Annotated in this window: 23 protein-coding genes; 9 read left to right on the top strand and 14 right to left on the bottom strand. The window is 68.7% G+C overall.

Translation table 11 applies throughout. The features are described from left to right. Positions 1–34 precede the first annotated feature (34 nt). The 10 genes from CSX12_RS03770 to CSX12_RS03720 all read right to left on the bottom strand — a co-directional run bounded on the left by CSX12_RS03770 (position 35) and on the right by CSX12_RS03720 (position 5,994). Positions 35–790, bottom strand: a complete 756-nt coding sequence (locus CSX12_RS03770) for an amino acid ABC transporter ATP-binding protein (protein WP_017204632.1) — start codon at positions 788–790, stop codon at positions 35–37. Beyond that, positions 787–1,584, bottom strand: coding sequence for an amino acid ABC transporter permease (locus CSX12_RS03765; RefSeq protein ID WP_017204631.1), 798 nt, complete (start codon positions 1,582–1,584; stop codon positions 787–789). Before CSX12_RS03765 ends, CSX12_RS03770 begins: the two co-directional genes overlap by 4 nt. Positions 1,585–1,615: 31 nt before the next feature. Then, positions 1,616–2,434, bottom strand: coding sequence for a basic amino acid ABC transporter substrate-binding protein (locus tag CSX12_RS03760; RefSeq protein WP_124894902.1), 819 nt, complete (start codon positions 2,432–2,434; stop codon positions 1,616–1,618). A gap of 172 nt (positions 2,435–2,606) precedes the next feature. Then, complete coding sequence (locus CSX12_RS03750; protein ID WP_124894901.1) at positions 2,607–2,909, bottom strand: Dabb family protein; 303 nt, start codon at positions 2,907–2,909, stop codon at positions 2,607–2,609. After that, on the bottom strand, positions 2,906–3,202 hold the full coding sequence (locus CSX12_RS03745; RefSeq protein WP_124894900.1) for a glutaredoxin family protein: 297 nt from the start codon (positions 3,200–3,202) through the stop codon (positions 2,906–2,908). Before CSX12_RS03745 ends, CSX12_RS03750 begins: the two co-directional genes overlap by 4 nt. Next, a complete protein-coding gene (locus CSX12_RS03740) occupies positions 3,190–3,501 on the bottom strand; it encodes a rhodanese-like domain-containing protein (protein ID WP_124894899.1) in 312 nt (103 codons plus the stop codon). The genes CSX12_RS03745 and CSX12_RS03740 overlap by 13 nt, the downstream gene beginning before the upstream one ends. Before the next feature lie 78 nt (positions 3,502–3,579). Beyond that, complete coding sequence (locus tag CSX12_RS03735; RefSeq protein ID WP_003792170.1) at positions 3,580–3,678, bottom strand: AURKAIP1/COX24 domain-containing protein; 99 nt, start codon at positions 3,676–3,678, stop codon at positions 3,580–3,582. Positions 3,679–3,832: 154 nt separating this feature from the next. Then, positions 3,833–4,024: a helix-turn-helix domain-containing protein gene (locus tag CSX12_RS03730; protein WP_017204627.1), complete on the bottom strand. Its 192-nt coding sequence runs from the start codon at positions 4,022–4,024 to the stop codon at positions 3,833–3,835. 75 nt (positions 4,025–4,099) lie between these two features. Then, positions 4,100–5,023 (bottom strand): cyclase family protein, encoded by a 924-nt coding sequence (locus CSX12_RS03725; protein ID WP_124894898.1) that lies wholly within the window; start codon positions 5,021–5,023, stop codon positions 4,100–4,102. 38 nt (positions 5,024–5,061) lie between these two features. Then, positions 5,062–5,994 carry a TetR/AcrR family transcriptional regulator gene (locus CSX12_RS03720; RefSeq protein WP_017204625.1) on the bottom strand — a complete coding sequence of 311 codons (933 nt, stop codon included), beginning with the start codon at positions 5,992–5,994 and terminating at the stop codon, positions 5,062–5,064. 101 nt (positions 5,995–6,095) lie between these two features. Between CSX12_RS03720 and CSX12_RS03715 the strand changes: the two genes are divergently transcribed. Next, a complete protein-coding gene (locus tag CSX12_RS03715) occupies positions 6,096–6,989 on the top strand; it encodes an ATP-binding cassette domain-containing protein (protein ID WP_124894897.1) in 894 nt (297 codons plus the stop codon). Next, a complete protein-coding gene (locus CSX12_RS03710; RefSeq protein ID WP_124894896.1) occupies positions 6,986–7,804 on the top strand; it encodes an ABC transporter permease in 819 nt (272 codons plus the stop codon). Before CSX12_RS03715 ends, CSX12_RS03710 begins: the two co-directional genes overlap by 4 nt. Before the next feature lie 12 nt (positions 7,805–7,816). Here CSX12_RS03710 and CSX12_RS03705 read toward each other — a convergent pair whose 3' ends face one another. Further along, positions 7,817–8,233 (bottom strand): metalloregulator ArsR/SmtB family transcription factor, encoded by a 417-nt coding sequence (locus CSX12_RS03705; protein WP_017204622.1) that lies wholly within the window; start codon positions 8,231–8,233, stop codon positions 7,817–7,819. Positions 8,234–8,338: 105 nt separating this feature from the next. Between CSX12_RS03705 and CSX12_RS03700 the strand changes: the two genes are divergently transcribed. The 4 genes from CSX12_RS03700 to CSX12_RS03685 all read left to right on the top strand — a co-directional run bounded on the left by CSX12_RS03700 (position 8,339) and on the right by CSX12_RS03685 (position 12,856). After that, on the top strand, positions 8,339–9,769 hold the full coding sequence (locus CSX12_RS03700; RefSeq protein ID WP_026050012.1) for a potassium transporter TrkG: 1,431 nt from the start codon (positions 8,339–8,341) through the stop codon (positions 9,767–9,769). Continuing rightward, positions 9,762–10,433, top strand: coding sequence for a TrkA family potassium uptake protein (locus CSX12_RS03695; protein ID WP_017204620.1), 672 nt, complete (start codon positions 9,762–9,764; stop codon positions 10,431–10,433). The genes CSX12_RS03700 and CSX12_RS03695 overlap by 8 nt, the downstream gene beginning before the upstream one ends. 72 nt (positions 10,434–10,505) lie before the next feature. Next, positions 10,506–11,282, top strand: coding sequence for an ABC transporter ATP-binding protein (locus CSX12_RS03690; protein ID WP_124894895.1), 777 nt, complete (start codon positions 10,506–10,508; stop codon positions 11,280–11,282). Next, positions 11,264–12,856 (top strand): hypothetical protein, encoded by a 1,593-nt coding sequence (locus CSX12_RS03685; protein ID WP_124894894.1) that lies wholly within the window; start codon positions 11,264–11,266, stop codon positions 12,854–12,856. The genes CSX12_RS03690 and CSX12_RS03685 overlap by 19 nt, the downstream gene beginning before the upstream one ends. 282 nt (positions 12,857–13,138) lie before the next feature. Here the strand turns inward: CSX12_RS03685 and CSX12_RS03680 are convergent, their stop codons facing one another. Together CSX12_RS03680 and proC are read right to left on the bottom strand one after the other, a co-directional pair. Continuing rightward, positions 13,139–13,426 (bottom strand): DUF1905 domain-containing protein, encoded by a 288-nt coding sequence (locus CSX12_RS03680; protein ID WP_026050011.1) that lies wholly within the window; start codon positions 13,424–13,426, stop codon positions 13,139–13,141. A gap of 2 nt (positions 13,427–13,428) precedes the next feature. Then, the gene (gene proC / locus CSX12_RS03675; RefSeq protein WP_124894893.1) at positions 13,429–14,268 is read right to left on the bottom strand and encodes a pyrroline-5-carboxylate reductase; all 840 of its coding nucleotides are present in this window, start codon (positions 14,266–14,268) and stop codon (positions 13,429–13,431) included. 59 nt (positions 14,269–14,327) lie between these two features. Here proC and CSX12_RS03670 point away from each other — a divergent pair, with 59 nt between their 5' ends. Next, on the top strand, positions 14,328–15,299 hold the full coding sequence (locus CSX12_RS03670) for a cation diffusion facilitator family transporter (protein WP_017204615.1): 972 nt from the start codon (positions 14,328–14,330) through the stop codon (positions 15,297–15,299). A gap of 2 nt (positions 15,300–15,301) precedes the next feature. Beyond that, positions 15,302–15,721 carry a hypothetical protein gene (locus CSX12_RS03665; protein ID WP_241160558.1) on the top strand — a complete coding sequence of 140 codons (420 nt, stop codon included), beginning with the start codon at positions 15,302–15,304 and terminating at the stop codon, positions 15,719–15,721. 19 nt (positions 15,722–15,740) lie between these two features. On the opposite strand, the gene tadA is transcribed toward CSX12_RS03665, so the two are convergent. Continuing rightward, a complete protein-coding gene (gene tadA / locus CSX12_RS03660; protein ID WP_124894892.1) occupies positions 15,741–16,196 on the bottom strand; it encodes a tRNA adenosine(34) deaminase TadA in 456 nt (151 codons plus the stop codon). 80 nt (positions 16,197–16,276) lie between these two features. Here tadA and upp point away from each other — a divergent pair, with 80 nt between their 5' ends. Further along, a complete protein-coding gene (upp, locus tag CSX12_RS03655; RefSeq protein ID WP_017204612.1) occupies positions 16,277–16,909 on the top strand; it encodes a uracil phosphoribosyltransferase in 633 nt (210 codons plus the stop codon). The last annotated feature ends 7 nt before the right edge of the window (positions 16,910–16,916 follow it).

Raw genomic sequence — 16,916 nt, 5'->3', positions numbered from 1 at the left:
TGCCCGGGGTCTCGGCGACACCAGGCGGGGAAACTCAGAGCACGCGCGAGAGGAAGTCCTTCGTGCGCTGATGCTGCGGATTCGCCAGCACCTCACGGGGGTCGCCCTCCTCGACGATGTTCCCACCGTCCATGAAGATCAGCCGGGATCCGACCTCACGCGCGAAGCCCATCTCGTGCGTGACGACGAGCATCGTCATCCCCTCATCCGCCAGCGAGCGCATCACCTGCAGCACCTCGCCGACCAGTTCGGGGTCGAGCGCCGAGGTCGGCTCGTCGAACAGCATCATGTCGGGGTTCATGCACAGCGCCCTGGCGATCGCCACGCGCTGCTGCTGCCCGCCGGACAGGTGCCCCGGATAGGCGTCGGCCTTCTCCGCCAGTCCGACCCGATCGAGCATGGCATGCGCGATCTGCTCGGCTTCCTTCTTGGAGCGCTTCTTCACGCGCTGCTGCGCGATCGTGAGGTTGCCGAGCACGCTCAGATGGGGGAACAGGTTGAAGCTCTGGAACACCATCCCGATGCGAGTGCGCACGCGGTCGATGTCGACGTCCGGATCGGTGATGTCGATGCCCTCGATCAACACCTTCCCGCCGGTCGGCTCCTCGAGGAGGTTCACCGAACGCAGCAGCGTCGACTTCCCCGAACCCGACGGCCCGATCACGCAGACGACCTCGCCCTTGGTGACCCGGAGGTCGATGCCCTTGAGCACTTCGTTGTCGCCGAAGGACTTCACGAGCCCCTGCACGTCGATCGCGGGGGCGTGCACATCAATCAGTTCGGTGATCATCGCTGCCTCGACATCCGTCGCTCCAGCCACGCGCTGAAACGCGTGAGCGGGATCGTCACGATCAGGTACAGGATCGCCGCCATGATGAGCGGCGTTCCGTTCGCGTTCTGCGTGCTCGCATCACGGGCGAAGGTCGTGAGCTCCTTCGACCAGATGAAGGAGCCGGCGACGAAGAGCAGCGACGTGTCCTTCAGCAGCAGCACGAACTCGTTCGTCAGCGGCGGGATGATGATGCGGAAGCCCTGCGGCACGACGATCCAGAAGGTGGTCTTCATCGGGGACATGCCCAGAGATCGTGCCGCCTCGGTCTGTCCCTTCGGCACGGCCTGCAAACCAGCACGGATCGTCTCGGCCATATAGGCGGAGGCGACGAGGATGAGTCCGATGAGCCCCAGGACCACGGGACCCCCGAGTTTCGTCGCGGGCACGCCGAGTCCGATCGGCAGGATGTAGGCGATGGCGAAGATCGTCAGGATCGCGGGGAGTCCACGGAACAGCTCGATCCAGCACGTCGCGATCCATCGGAAAGGGGCGATCTCCGACAGCTTCATCAGGGCGAGCACGACGCCGAGGAGAAGTCCGCCGAGGAACGCCACCGCGGTGAACCACAGCGTGTTCACCAGTGCGGTCGTGATGATGCCCGGAAGCATCTTCGCCGCGACCTCGGGGTTGAAGTACAGCTGCGCGATCCTCGCCCAATCCGTGCTGACCACGGCCCAGATGAGGATCGCGATCAGCACCGCGTAGACGGTGTACCGGTACAGCTTGCTCTTGGTGGTGCGCCTCAACGCCATCGTCGAGGTCCTCCCGCTCTCCCGCCGCCGGTCACTTGGCCGCGAGGTACTCGTCGTAGATCTTCTGATATCCGCCGTCGTCCTGAAGCTCCTTGAGAGCCTTGTTCACGGCCTCACGCAGCTCGTCCTTCTCGCCCTTGGCGAAGGCGAAGCCGTAAGACTCGTCCGTCGGGTAGGTCTCGACGATCTTGTAGGCGGGGTCGTCCTGTTCGTGGACGTAGTTGACGGGCTGGTCCTGCAGGATCGCGTCGATCTGACCCGCCTGCATCGCCGGCCAGAGCTCCCCGTCCGAGGGGTACTGCACGAGCTGCGCACCCGGGGCGTTCTCGCCCGCGTAGGTCTCACCGGTCGTGCCCTGCTGGACACCCACGTTCTTGCCGTCGAGGTCGTCGATGGAGGTGATGTCGGAGTCGGCACGCACGAGAAGCGACTGGAGCGAGTCGACGTAGGGGTCGGAGAAGTCGATGTTCGCCTTGCGCTCGTCCGTGATCGTCATCGCGGAGGCGCCGATGTCACACTGTCCGGCCGCGAGAGTCGTGCCGGACTGCAGCGCGTCGAAGCCCACATCCTGCACGGCGAGCTTCAGGTCGATCTTCTCGGCGATCGCGCTGAGCAGATCGATGTCGAAGCCCGAGTAGCCGGTTTCGGAGTCGGGGTCCTCCACCTCGAACGGCGGGTAGGGCACGTCCGAGCAGACGGTCAGAGTCCCGGCCTCGATCAGGCCGTACTCGTCGCCGGCGGCGGGCTCACCGCTGCTGCCCGCATCGGAGGAGCCGGTGGCGCAGCCGGCGAGGGCGAGCGTGGCCGTCGCCACGAGGGCGAGACCGGCGAAGAGGTTGCGACGAGGCATGTCGGCTCCTGTGAGTCGAGGGCGGTGACGCCCGGTGACGGGTAGGAGAACATCTAAACATGCGGCTCGTCGCGTGACCAATGACATCCGGCTCACGCGTATCACGTTTGTGTTTCGAGTGCGGCGCGATCGACCGGACGAAACCCGGTACCCGCTTCGACGGAACGGCGTCTCAGACTTCGAAATCGACGGCGACGCGGGAGGCGACGACCGAGCGGATGTAGCCGGCCACCTCCTCATGCGCCGGATGCACCTGGTACTCCTCGATCGCCGCGACCGAGGCGAAATCGGCGACGAGGGTGACGTCCCAATTGGCGTCGGGGTAGGCGATGTTCGCGCCGGCGGAGATCGAGAGGAGCTGCGGCACGACGCCGTCCAGGGCGTTCAGGCGACGGGCGACCTCGGCAGCCTGCGCAGCGCGCTCGGTCGCATCCTCGGCGGCCAGCTTCCAGGTCACGACGTGACGGATCGTCATCGGGTCTCCTCCTGCAGGGTCGACTCATCGGCCCGGATGGCCTCTTCGAGGGCGTGCCGAAGCCGGTCCGGCGACAGGCGCCAGTGGGCGTGCAGCTCGCCGTCGATCAGCACGACCGGGATCTTCTCCCACCACAGTTCGTAGAGCGCGGGATCGTCCTGGATGGAGGACTCGACGATCTCGATGCGCTCGGCGGCCGCGTCGGGAAGCTCGGCGACCACGGCGTCGATGATCTCGGATGCCACGTCGCACAGGTGGCAGTCGGGCTTGCCGATCAGGGTCAGCGTGGCCACGCCGAAGGCACCTCCACCGCGCGGCCCTGCGCGATCCACTCCCCCGTGCCACCCTCGACGTTCGTCGCGTCATAGCCACGAGCCTCGAGCGCTTCGACGACACGCGCGGAGCGACCGCCGGCCTGGCAGATCACATCGAACGACTCCGCGGGGAGTTCGTCGAGGCGGTTTCCGATCTCCGACATCGGGATGTTCACGGCGCCGGGGACGTGACCGGCGGCGTACTCGTGCACCTCCCGCACGTCGATGAGCGGGGTGCCGGAGCGCTCGGCGAGTTCGGCGACGGTGATCGACTTCATGACATCCTCTCGGCGGTGGGACACGCGGGCAGAGACACAAAGCGCCCGTCCGAAGACAGGCGCTCGGTGTCTGGCCGCTTACTTCTTGTTGCGGCGCTGGTGGCGAGTCTTGCGAAGCAGCTTGCGGTGCTTCTTCTTCGCCATGCGCTTGCGGCGCTTCTTGATGACAGAACCCACGGAAACCTCACTAAGTCAGTGGCTGGATGTCGCCGATTTCGGACATCCGGGTACGGGCACGGAAAATGCCTCGGGTCAGTCTAGCAAACCCGCAGGCCTCGGCTGTCACACCTCGTCGTCGCCCACCCGGGTCCCCGCCGGAGGGCGCTCGTCGTCAGCCGACGTCGGCGATGGGGCGCTGCAGCGCGTCGGCCACAGCGGATTCGGGCACGCGATAGCTGCGTCCGAAGCGGACAGCGGGCAGCTCGCCCGCGTGGACGAGCCGGTACACGGTCATCTTGGACACGCGCATCAGCTCGGCGACCTCAGCAACCGTGAGGAATCGGACGTCAGGAACCTCGGGCATCCCACGTACCCCTTTCTCGATGAGCACACTCTATGGGGTAGCTGCGACGCGTGTAAACCCGTGGGACTGATGTGATCAGTGGGACTCGGCGACGGTGGCGAACGCGCGCACGGGGAAGGTGCCGAACCCGCGGACTGCCGGTGGCGCCGCCGTGAACCGCGCGCCCCTGGCCGGAACTGCATCGAGCCTCGTCAGGTGCTCGACGACGTGAGTCCCTCCGGCGAGGAGGATGCTGTGCGCCGGGCGCTCCCCTCCGCTCTCGGTGTCGTCGATGTTCAGGGAGTCGATGCCGACCAGTGCGACCCCGGCGTCGACCAGCGACCGCGCCGCCTTCTCGGTCAAGAAGGGTGCCCCTGAGCCGTACCGAGGCGTTCCGAAGTGCCTGTCCCATCCGGTGTCGATGAGCACGGCCGATCCGGCCAGGTCGCGGTCCCCGAACGTCGCGGCTCGGATGCCCCGGTCCTCCGACGTCCACGCGTCACGCACATGGAACACCTCGGCGCGCAGACCGACGAGGGTCCGCAGGTCGAGCGACGCGAGATCACCGCCGTCGGCGTAGCGGTGGAACGGCGCATCCAGGTACGTGCCGGTATTGCCGATCATCGTGATGACGTCCATCGCGAACTCGGTTCCCTCGGCATAGCGGGTGCGCGAATCCTCTCGCGTCAGATACGGCGTGATCGTCGGCGCGGGGAGCCCCGGGTAGGTCACGAGCCCCGCCTCGATCGGATGACTCAGATCGATCACCGTGTCGGCCGCGACGCGGCGGTCGACCTCCACCCCTCTGCTGCCGCGGTGCGGCTCCTCCACGATCCTCAGGTCGGTGAGCGCGACCTCGCTCACGAGCGCGAGCCCGAGGTGGCGGACGAGCAGGGCGGCGACGTCCTCTTCGGAGACATCGTGCCCGGGAAGGTCGAGTCGGAATCCGTCTCCGCTCATACCTCCGCCGTTGGCGAAGACGATCGAGAAGTCGAAGTGCGCTCGGTATTCGGCAGTCATCTCCACATCATGGCGAACACCGAGGGCGCGCGGGGCGATCAGCCCGACTTCCTGGCCCGTGCCAGCCTCTCCCTGGCGTCGATCAGCGCCTGGCGCTCGACCTTGCGCGCCGCGCGCAGGGTCTTCTCCGCCTCCCGCACCGCCTTCTGCGCCTCTTTGAGGCGCCGATCGCCGGCGATCTCCGCCGGATCGAGGGTGATCCACTCCGACGGTTCGGCATGGGGCTCGCCGCGGTCGAGCGCCGCGATGTAGGCGGCGACGCCGTCCAGGGTCCGCTCCACCGCGAACCGGAACGGGTCGGCCTCGGAGAGGAAGACCTGGTCCTCGATCGCGCGCCGGAGGGCGGGGAACTCGGCCGCCGTGATGACCCGATCGAACAGCGACGCCTCGCGGGCCGCGACCTCTTCCGGTGCGAGACCGCTCCCCCGCGACTGCTCGGTGTACCCCGCCTGCACGATCCCGCACCAGCGCGCGTGGCCCGTGACCGCAAGGGCGGTCGCCATCCGCTCTTCGGCTGAGAGCGCTGTGTCCTCGAGCGCCGCGAGTCCGGCGTCCAGCCATGCCGAGCTGTTCGGCGTGATCGGCGAACCGGTGATCGGCAGGGAGAGCATCCAGGGGTGCCGCAGGTACAGCTGCACCTGCTCCTGGTAGAGCGCCATGAGCTTCGCGCGCCACCCCTCCGCCTCCATCAGGCGCGCGGGCGGGAGGCCGGTCGCCTCCTCCTGCATCAGGAGGAGGAGGTCGTCCTTCGCGGTCACGTATCGATAGAGGGACATCGGGGTGAAGCCGAGGCGCGAGGCGACGGCCGCCATCGACACGGCGCCGATCCCCTCTGCGTCGGCGAGCTCGACGGCCGCTTCGACGATCTTCTCCACGCTCATCTCGCGCTTGGGTCCGCGCTGCGGATTCGCCGCGACGCCCCACGCGAGGGCGATGCCCCGAGGCAGCTCCGGGAGCTCGGTGTCGGTCATGGCTTCATTCTACTTCTGTTTATCTTCTAAACAGTGTGTTACCGTCATACACAGTTGCGTTGCTCATACACAGTTTTTGTCATACACAGAAAGGTTCCGCGATGGAGACAGCCATCGAAGTGCGCGGCCTGAACAAGGCGTTCACCCGCAAGACGGTCATCGACGATCTCGACTTCACGGTCGCCAGGGGCGAGGTCTTCGCCCTCCTCGGCCCGAACGGCGCCGGGAAGACGACGACCATCAATATCCTGACGACGCTCACGTCCCCCGATGCCGGCTCCGCGCTGGTCGCCGGGTGGGACGTCCGCGATCAGCCGATCGAGGTGCGACGTCGGATCAGCCTGACCGGCCAGTCCGCTGCCGTGGACGATGCGCTGACCGCCACCGAGAACGTGGTCATGTTCGCGCGTCTCGCGGGACTCGGACGCGCCGCCGCGAAGCGTCGCGCCGCCGCGCTGATCGCCCAGTTCGACCTGGTCGATGCGGCATCGCGCGCCGTGCGCACATTCTCCGGAGGGATGCGGCGCCGACTCGACCTCGCCCTCAGCTTCGTCGTGACGCCAGAGGTGCTCTTCCTCGACGAGCCGACCACCGGACTCGACACCCGGAGTCGCCGCGCGCTGTGGGACATCATCCGCATGCTCGCGGACACGGGCACGACCGTCTTCCTCACGACCCAGTACCTGGAGGAGGCCGACCAGCTCGCCGACCGCATCGCCGTGCTGCACGACGGCAGGATCGCCGCGATGGGGACGCCGGCCGAGCTGAAGGCCCGCGTGGGCGGCGACACCGTCGAACTCCTGGACGACCACGGCGAGATCCGGCGGGAGATCCCCACCGACGGCAGCGTCGCCGGCCTCCGCCGGGCGCTCGACCTGCTCGACGAAGACGGGGAGGACGGCATCGTCGCGCTGCGCCGTCCGACCCTGGATGACGTGTTCCTCGCCGTCACCGCCCCCACCGCCCCGAACCGCACCGAGAAGGAGCTCGCATGAACGCCACCCTCGCGGCGCCGCGCACCGCCCCGGCATCCGCCTCTCCCCGCCCGCGGCTGCGCGGCCTCACCGCCGAGTCCGTGTTCGTGGGCCGCAGCCTTCGCCACTCGCTCCGTGACGGGGAGTCGCTGCTGATGGCCATCCTGCTGCCCGTGATGCTCATGCTCATGTTCACCTGGGTGTTCGGCGGAGCGATCGACCCCTCCGGGGCGTACGTCGACTACGTGGTCCCTGGCATCATCCTCACGTGCGCGGGATTCGGCGCCTCCTCGACAGCGGTCTACGTCGCGAACGACATGCGCACCGGCATCATCGACCGGTTCCGCACCATGCCGGTCCGCGCCGGAGCCGTGCTGACAGGCCATGTCGTGGCCAGCGTGCTGCGGAACCTCATCGCGACCGCCATCGTGATCGGGGTGGGCATCCTCGTCGGCTTCCGCCCCCGTGCGACGCCGCTCGAGTGGATCGCGCTGACCGGGCTCATCGCTCTGTACATCCTCGCGATCACGTACCTGTTCGCGGCGATCGGATTGGCCGCGGGGAGCCCGGAGGGCGCGAACGGGTACGGATTCATCCTGCTGTTCCTCCCCTACCTGTCGAGCGCCTTCGTCCCCGTGGCGAGCATGCCGGATTGGCTGCAGCCGGTGGCGGCGCATCAGCCGATCACTCCCATCGTCGAGACGATCCGCGGACTCCTCACCGACGCACCCCTGGGCGGCGAAGCCTGGTGGGCGATCGGCTGGTGCCTCGCGATCCTGCTGGTCGCGGTGACATGGGGTGCCTGGCTGTTCCGCCGCAAGGCCGCCCGCCGCTGAGTCCGCGGAGCTTCAGGCTCCCAGACGCTTGAGGGCCGACGCGACGACGTGCTTGGCGGAGGCCGCGGCGCGCCCGACGACCTCGGCGGCGTGCGCCGCGCCGTCCGGCAGGGGCGCTCCGGGGTACTGGATGTCCGGGGCGTCATCGCCGAAGGCGTCGACCAGGAACGGGACGAGCCAGTCGTCCACGACCTCGAGCGGCTCGACCGCGAGGCTGTAGAACCGGCGCTGCCCGTCTTCGCGCACCGTGACCAGCTCGGCGTCGCGGAGCACCTTCAGATGCTTGGACACCGTGGGCTGGCTGATCCCCAGATCGGCCACGATCTGGCTGACACTGGTGCCGGTCTCGCCTTCGGACGTGCGCCGCAGGAGGAGCTGGAGGATGTCTCGCCTCGTACCGTCCGCGATCACGTCGAAGATGTCCGTCATGAGTTCAGGGTAGTCGTCCCCGCCACGGAGTACCATGACGAAGGCTCGGCGACTGGCGCCGTGCGACCGCAGGTGCGGTGGAGGCAGGAAACGGAGGGGGCGATGATGTCGGGCATCGTTTCGGCGTCGTCCCCCGGGCACCGTCTCCCCGGTGCGGGCGGATGGTTCAAGCACCTGGTCACGTCATCGCCGTCCCGGTTCGCGATCGCCGTGTTCGCGCTGCTGATCCTGGTCTTCACGGTGCTGTTCTCACTGCCGATCGCCTCTGCCGATCGCACCGTCACCCCCCTGAGCGACGCCCTCTTCACGGCCGTCTCCACGATCTGCGTCACGGGCCTCGCGACGGTCGACATGGCCAACCACTGGTCGCCGTTCGGACACGTGCTGGTGTTCATCGGCGTCAACATCGGCGCGCTCGGGGTGCTGACCCTCGCCTCGCTGATGGGCATGCTCATCTCCAAGCGACTGGGACTGCGGGCCAAGCTGATGGCCGCCGGCGACACGAACCCGCTCCGGGCACACGGCGGCGTCGTGAACGAGAGCCAGACCGTGCGGCTCGGCGAGGTGGGCCAGCTGCTCACCACGGTCGCCGTGTCCGCGCTGATCATCGAAGCCTCCCTCGCGGCGCTGCTCTATCCGGCGCTGGTGATGGCCGGTGTCGACGCCATCGCCGCCCTCTGGGAGGCGCCGTACTTCGCCGCGATGGCGTTCACGAACACCGGCTTCGCGCCCAACGACGGCGGCGTCGCGGTGTTCGCCGACGACTATCTCGTGCTGTCTCTGCTCATGGTGGGCGTCTTCCTCGGCAGCATCGGGTTCCCGGTCATCTACACGCTCGCCAAGCACGTCTGGCATGTGAAGCGCTGGTCGCTGCACTCCAAGCTCACGATCGTCACGACGGTGCTGCTGTTCATCCTGGGCGCGGCGGTCTTCGTCATCCTCGAGTTCGACAACCCCAAGACGTTCGGCTCGATGGACGCCGCCGACACGACCTTCCAGGCGTTCTTCCTCTCGGCCATGACGCGGTCGGGCGGCTTCAACGTCATCGAGATGGACGATCTGAACGGGTCGTCGCTCCTCGCCGCGAGCATGCTCATGTTCGTCGGCGGCGGCTCGGCGTCGACCGCGGGCGGCATCAAGGTCACGACTCTGGCCGTGCTCGCGATCGCAGTGTGGTCGGAGGCGAAGGGCCGCCAGTCGGTGGAGGCCTTCGGACGCCGCATCCCCAGCGACGTGCAGCGCGTCGCCCTCAGCGTCGTCGCCTGGGGCGCCACCATCGTGGCGCTGTCCACCATCGTGATCTCGCAGATCACCAAAGCCGACATCAGCCATGTGCTCTTCGATGTGATCTCCGCGTTCGGCACGGTGGGCCTGTCGACGGGCCTCACCGGAGAGCTTCCGGATTCCGCCTCCTACGTCATGGCCGCGACCATCTTCATGGGCCGCGTTGGTACAGTGACACTCGCCGCGGCGGTCGCCGCGACATCGCGCACGCAGTACTACTCACTGCCCGTGGAAAGGCCGATCGTTGGTTGAAGTCCTCCGGGGCGACGCTCCCGTCCTCGTCATCGGTCTCGGCCGGTTCGGTGCTGCCTGCGCCGGAGAGCTCGACCGCCTCGACCGCGAGGTTCTCGCGATCGACGACAACCTCGAGCTCGTGCAGAAGTGGTCCGACCGCGTCACTCACACCGTGCAGGCCGACGCCAGGAACATCGACGCCCTGCGCCAGATCGGCGCACAGGACTTCCAGGTCGCCGTCGTCGCGGTCGGCTCGTCGATCGAGGCCTCGGTGCTGATCACCGCGAACCTCGTCGATCTGAAGGTGCCGCAGATCTGGGCGAAGGCGGTCTCGCAGTCGCACGGCAAGATCCTCGCCCGCGTCGGCGCGAACCACGTCATCTACCCGGAGCGCGAGGCCGGAGAACGCGTCGCGCACCTGGTGAGCGGGCGCATGCTCGACTTCATCCGCTTCGACGACGACTTCGTGCTCGCGAAGATGTACCCGCCGAAGTTCATCCGCGGCGTCGGCCTCAACGAATCCGGCGTCCGGTCGAAGTACAAGGTCACCGTGGTGGGCGTGAAGAGTCCGGGCAAGCCGTTCCGCTATGCCGAGGCGAACACGATCGTCACCAACCACGACCTCATCATCGTGTCGGGTACCAACAGCGACATCGAGCGCTTCGCCGGCCTCGACCGCTGACGCGCGGCGACACTCCCCCGTCCCCCTCGCGGCGGATGCGCCGACCCTCACCGCCGTGGTGGGATGGGAGCCATGACCGACCGCACAGCGGCTCCTCCCGTCCTCGCCCTCCGCGGGCTCCGCAAGCAGTTCGGGCAGAAGGTCGCCGTCGACGACCTGTCCCTCGACGTCCCCGCCGGATCCATGCTCGGGCTGCTCGGACCCAACGGCGCCGGCAAGACGACGACGCTCGCCATGACCACCGGTCTGCTGCGTCCTGACGCCGGCACGGCGTGGGTGCTCGGGGCGGATGTCTGGCAGGACCCCGCCGAAGCGAAGGCCCGCATGGGCGTGCTGCCGGACGGCATCCGCATGCTCGACCGCCTCACCGGGGCGGAGCTGCTCCGCTACACCGGGCTGCTCCGGGGCATGCCAGAGGCCGAGGTCGTCTCTCGCAGCGGCGACCTGCTCGACGCGCTGGGACTGTCCGACGCGCAGGACACGCTCGTCGTCGACTACTCCGCCGGCATGCGGAAGAAGATCGGGCTCGCGTGCGCGCTCATCCACGCGCCCCGGCTGCTCATCCTCGACGAGCCCCTCGAGGCGGTCGACCCGGTCTCCGGCGAGACGATCCGCCAGATCCTGCGCTCCTTCGTGGACAACGGCGGCACCGTGGTGCTGTCGAGCCATGTGATGGAGCTCGTGGAGTCGCTGTGCGACCGGGTCGCCATCGTCGCGGAAGGACGCCTGCTCGCCCACGGCCCCCTGGACGAGGTCCGTGCGGGGATGTCGCTGCAGCAGCGGTTCCTCGCGCTCGTCGGCGCACACGACCTGGGAACGGAGACGCTCGCATGGTTGCGCTCCTCGTAGGTCTGCGGTGGCGGCAGCTGCGTCACCAGCTCGGCCGCAATCCGTGGATGATCGTCACGCTGATCCTCACCGGGCTGATCGCGCTCGGCTTCCTCGCCGCGCTCTCCGCGGGTCTCGTGGCCCTGCGCTTCGCCGCTCCCGATGCCGCGGTGACCGCGCTCGTCCTGACGGGCGCCGTGATCGTGCTCGGGTGGTGGATCGGCTCGATCCTGGTCAGCGCCGACGACTCCCTCGCACCCGAGCGGTTCGCGCTGCTGCCCGTGACCGCGCGGTCCCTGCTGCCGGGCCTCACGGTCGCCGCAGCCACCACGATCGGCGGCATCGGCACGACCACCGCGCTCGTGCTGATGCTCCTCGGCTGGTCCGTGAGCCTGCCGGCGCTGCTCGTCGCCGTGATCACGATCCCGCTGGCGGTCGCCACGTGCGTGCTCGGCGCCCGCGTCGTGAGCGGACTGCTCGGACGATGGCTGGCGCGCCGCAGCACCCGTGACCTCGTGGTGACGCTCGGCGTGCTGCTCGCGGCCTCCTCCGGGCTGCTGCTCAACCTGGGGATCGGCGCGCTCACCACCGTGACCGACGTGGGAGGGGCCTTCGGCACGGTCGCCGACGTCGTCGCATGGACGCCGGTGGGCGCCGTGTTCGGCGTCCCGGCAGCCATCGCCGGCGGAGACCTCCTCATCGCCGGCCTGCGTCTGCTGATCGCCGTCGCGACCGTCGCGGTGCTGTGGCTGCTCGCTCAGCGGCTGCTGGCTGCGCGGCTGGTCGCTCCGATCCAGAGCAGCGGCGGGGGTCGCGTCCGGTCGGGCGGAGTGCTCGACCGGATGCTCCCGGCGAATCCGGTGGGGGCCGTCGCCGCCCGCTCCCTGCGCTACTACCGCCGCGACCCGCGACAGCTCGTCAACATCGTGATGATGCTGCTGCTTCCGGCGATCTTCGTCGGCATCGCGGTCATGAACGGGCTCCAGGACGAGGCCATCGGGTTCGGGCCGGCCGTCACCCTCATCCCCGCGATCAACGCGCTCCTCGCGGGCTCCATCGTGCAGATGTCGATCGCCTATGACAACGACGCCGTCGCCCTGCACGTCATCACCGGCGTGCGCGGTACCGCGGACAGAGCGGGACGACTGCTCGGATTCGGCCTCCTCGCCGTCCCGGTCACCGCCGTGCTGTGCGTGGCGACATGTCTCCTGGCCGGCCGGCTCGACCTGCTGCCGGCGAGCCTCGGCGCCGCGCTCGGGCTCACGGCGATCGCGGCCGGATCGGGCGCGTGGGTCGGCGGTTTCCTTCCGGGACGCGCTCCCGCCCCGGAAGCCAATCCCTTCGGTCGGGGCTCGGCGGGCGGTGTGCAGTCCCTTCTCGCGATGATGATCATGTCGCCGATCACGCTCATCCTGGGAGCTCCCGCCCTCGGGTTCGCGATCGCCGCGATCTGGAACCCCGCGCTCGGCTGGGTGAGCCTCGTGCTCGGCCTCGCGATCGGCGCTCTCGCCCTATGGGGAGGCGCCGTCCTCGGCGGACGCCTCCTCGACCGTCGCTGGCCGGAAGTGCTCGCGGAGGTCTCCAGCGAGAGCTGACCCGCCCGCCCACGCGGCAACAGGCACTCACGCGAGAACAGGCAATCGCGGGAGCAGCCCACGCGGCAACAGGCAATCGCGGGAGAACAGGCAGCATTTCAGCAGAACTGCCTGTTCCCGCTGGACGGCCTGATCCCGCCCACGCGGGAACAGGCGTGCGTGCGAGAACAGGCGTGCGCGCGAGAACAGGCGTGCGCGCGAGAACAGGCAATCGCGGGAGAACAGGCAGCATTTCAGTAGAAGCGCCTGTTCCCGGGGGATGGCCTGGCGCGACGCGGCGACTCAGACGTCGATGTCGAGGATGAGGTGGACCTCGTCGTCGACGCCGAGACCCTCGCGGTCCTGGAGCGCCTTCTTGATCGGGACGATGTATCCGCCGTCCTTCGGCCAGAGCGCCGTGGTCACCGTCGTGTCACCGATCGTGACGGACGCGGGGATCATCCCCCACCCGTACGTCACGACCGACGCGACATCGTGGATCATCTCGCTCTCGACCGGCGGCACGGTGACGAAATGGAACGGTGCCGGCCCTCGCCAGTACCAGATCACGCCCTCGAACCGCAGCCGCATGCTCAGGCTCCGACGGCGAGCTCCCGCGCCCGGGCGAGCGCGGCCGCGGCGGCGTCGGCGAAGGTCCGGTCGAGATGCGCGTCCTGCAGCACCGCGACGGCGCGCTCCGTGGTGCCCTTCGGACTCGTGACGCGGCGGCGCAGCTCGGCCGGCTCCTCGCCCGAGTCCTCGAGCAGGGCGGTCGCCCCGATGAAGGTCTGCTCGACCATGAGCCGCGCGTCCGACTCTTGGAAGCCCATGTCCACGGCCGCCTTCGTGAACTCCTCGATCAGCAGATACACGTAGGCGGGACCGGACCCGGAGATCGTCGACAGCGCGTCGATCTGCGACTCCGGCACCTCCACCACCGCTCCGACCGTCTGGAACAGGCGACGGACGAGGGCGAGGTCGTCCGCGGTGGCAGCCGTTCCGGCGGCGAGTCCGGTGACGCCCTTGCGCACGGTCGAGGGGGTGTTGGGCATGGACCGGATGACGCGCGCATCCGCGCCGAGCACGTCCGCGAACGTCTGAAGCGTGACCCCGGCGGCCACGCTGACCACGATCGTGTCGGCAGCGAGGTGCGGGGCGATCTCCCGGAGGAGGTCGGGCACCATCGCCGGCTTCACTCCGACCAGGACGATGCGCGCCCCGGCGACGGCCTCCGCATTGCCGTCAGGACGATCCGAGAGCGCGATGCTGGTGACGCCGGCCAGGCCCTGGAACGCCTCCGCCTTCTCCGTCGTCCGATTCGTCGCGGTGATCCCGCCGTCGACGTGGATGCCCGAGGCGACGACGCCCCGCAGGATCGAACCGCCCATCGATCCGGCACCGAGGAACGCGAGGGAGGGAAGCGAGTCAGCCATGTCGTCATCCTACGGCGGGCACTCCGGCATCCGCGGGCGGGCAGTTCTAGACTCGACGCATGAGTGCATCAGGAGGCAACAAGGCCATCGTCGCGGCGTTCCTGGCGAACATGGGGATCGCGCTCGCGAAGTTCGTCGCGTGGGCTCTGTCCGGGTCCGCGTCGATGCTGGCCGAGGCGATCCACTCGGTCGCCGACTCGGGCAACCAGCTCCTCCTGATGCTCGGCGGACGCAAGGCACGTCGTGGAGCGGACCGCGCGCACCCGTTCGGCTACGGCCGCGAGCGCTACGTCTACGCGTTCGTCGTGTCGATCATCCTCTTCTCCGTCGGTGGCCTGTTCGCGATCTACGAGGGCGTGGAGAAACTCACGAACCCCCACGAGCTCGACAAGACCTGGTGGTGGCTGCCGCTGGTCGTCCTGGTGATCGCGATCGGCCTGGAGTCGTTCTCCTTGCGCACCGCGGTCCGCGAGAGCAATCTCGTGCGCGAGAAGGACCAGTCCTGGGTGTCGTTCGTGCGCCGGTCGAAAGCTCCGGAGCTTCCCGTCGTGCTGCTCGAAGATGTCGGGGCCCTCACGGGTCTGACATTCGCCCTGCTCGGCGTCGGTCTCACCCTCATCACCGGAAACCCGGTGTTCGACGCCCTCGGCACCGTGATGATCGGTGTGCTGCTGGTGCTGATCGCGATCGTGCTGGGAGTGGAGACGAAGAGCCTGCTGGTGGGCGAAGGGGCGACCCCGGCCGACCACGATCGCATCGTCGACGCCATCACGGCGGGTGACGAGATCGAGAAGATCATCCACATGAAGACGCTCTATCTCGGACCGGACGAGCTCATGGTCGCCGCGAAGATCGCCCTCAACGCCGACAAGCCGCTGCGCGAGGTCGCCGACGACATCGATGCGATCGAGGCGAGGATCCGGGAAGCGGTACCGGTCGCCCGCATCGTGTACATCGAGCCCGACATCTACCGGCCGGCGATCGACCCGGAGCCCTCGACGGACGTCTTCGTCCTGAAGTCCTCGGACTGACGATGACGCGGTCGAGGCGGGTCGCAGCCGTGGGCCCGGCCGCGTGCCTGACCCTCGTCCTCTCGGCCTGCGTCCCGGACGCCCTGCTCTGGGGCGCGGACGGCGCGGAGGTCATCCGCACGACCGAGCGTCTGGTAGACCTGGCCGTCGCCGGCGATGCCGACTCCTTTGTGTGCGAGGGCCACGACCCCGAGCTAGGGGAGCCCGCCGACTGGGAGGGCCTGTCCGCCGAGGAGCCCGGGAGGTTCGTCGCCGAGCACTGGCCGGACCAGGCGGCCCACGAGCCGGACTGGAGCATCAACCTGTCGCTGGGCGCGGAGAGGGTGACGGCGGGCGAGCAGTTCCCCGGCGACGTGTTCTACCGGACGACCGAGGACGGGCTGTGCCTCGTGGACGTGGTCTGGTCGACCGTCGAGGGCTGAGGTCCGGTTCGCAGCACCCTCAACGACGCTGTTCGAAGAACGCGCGCAGGAGTGCGGTCGACGCGTCGGCGTCCACGCCGCCGATCACCTCGGCGCGGTACGGGAGCCGTCGGTCGCGCAGCACGTCGTACATGGATCCCGCCGCCCCCGCCTTGTCGTCCCACGCGCCGAAGACCACCCGCCCGATCCGCGCCTGCAGGATCGCTCCCGCGCACATGATGCACGGCTCGAGCGTCACCACCAGGGTGTGACCCTCGAGATTCCAGGATCCGATCGACGCCGCGGCGCCGCGCAGGGCCTCGATCTCGGCATGTCCTGTGGGGTCATGGGTCGCCTCACGGGTGTTGCGCCCCTCGGCGATGACGCGTCCCTCGGCGTCGACGACCACCGCGCCGACCGGGATCTCCGACGCCGCTGCCGCCTCTTCGGCGAGCGCGAGCGCACGGCGCATCGCGGAGTCGTCGGCGGCGGTCATGGCTCGAGCCTACGACAGCCGCCGCCCCCGGCCGGCGGTCCGATGTCGTGTGCGCCCCGGCGGCGCATTACCCTGTATCCATGCGTGTTCACGTCGCCGACCACCCTCTCATCACCCACAAGCTCTCGGTGCTGCGCGACGCGCGGACTCCGTCACCGGTCTTCCGGCAGCTCACCGAGGAGCTCGTGACACTGCTCGCCTATGAGGCCACCCGCAACGTGAAGGTCAGCCCCGTCGAGATCACCACTCCGGTGACGACCACGATGGGCGTGAAGATCTCCGAGCCGCGGCCCATCGTCGTCCCCATCCTCCGTGCGGGCCTCGGCATGCTCGAGGGTCTCGTGAAGCTGCTGCCGACCGCGGAGGTCGGATTCCTCGGGATGGTGCGCGATGAGACGACGTTCGAGCCGACGACCTACGCCGAGCGGCTGCCCGACGATCTGAGCGACCGCCAGTGCTTCGCGATCGATCCGATGCTCGCCACCGGTGGCTCGCTCGCCGCGGCCATCCAGTTCCTGTTCGACCGCGGCGCGAAGGACGTGACGGCGATCTGCCTGCTCGGCACCCCGGAGGGCGTCGCGGCGATCGAGGCGATGGCCGGCGACCGCGATGTCACCCTCGTCCTGGGAGCCCTGGACGAGCGCCTCAACGACAAGGGCTACATCGTGCCCGGTCTCGGCGACGCCGGAGACCGGCTCTACGGCACCGTCTGACCCCGGT

The organism is Microbacterium sp. Y-01 (assembly GCF_003856715.1).
Taxonomy (GTDB): Bacteria; Actinomycetota; Actinomycetes; order Actinomycetales; family Microbacteriaceae; genus Microbacterium; species Microbacterium algeriense.
The sequence above is the reverse complement of the archived record's forward strand: the minus strand, read 5'-3'. Positions and strand labels throughout refer to the sequence as shown.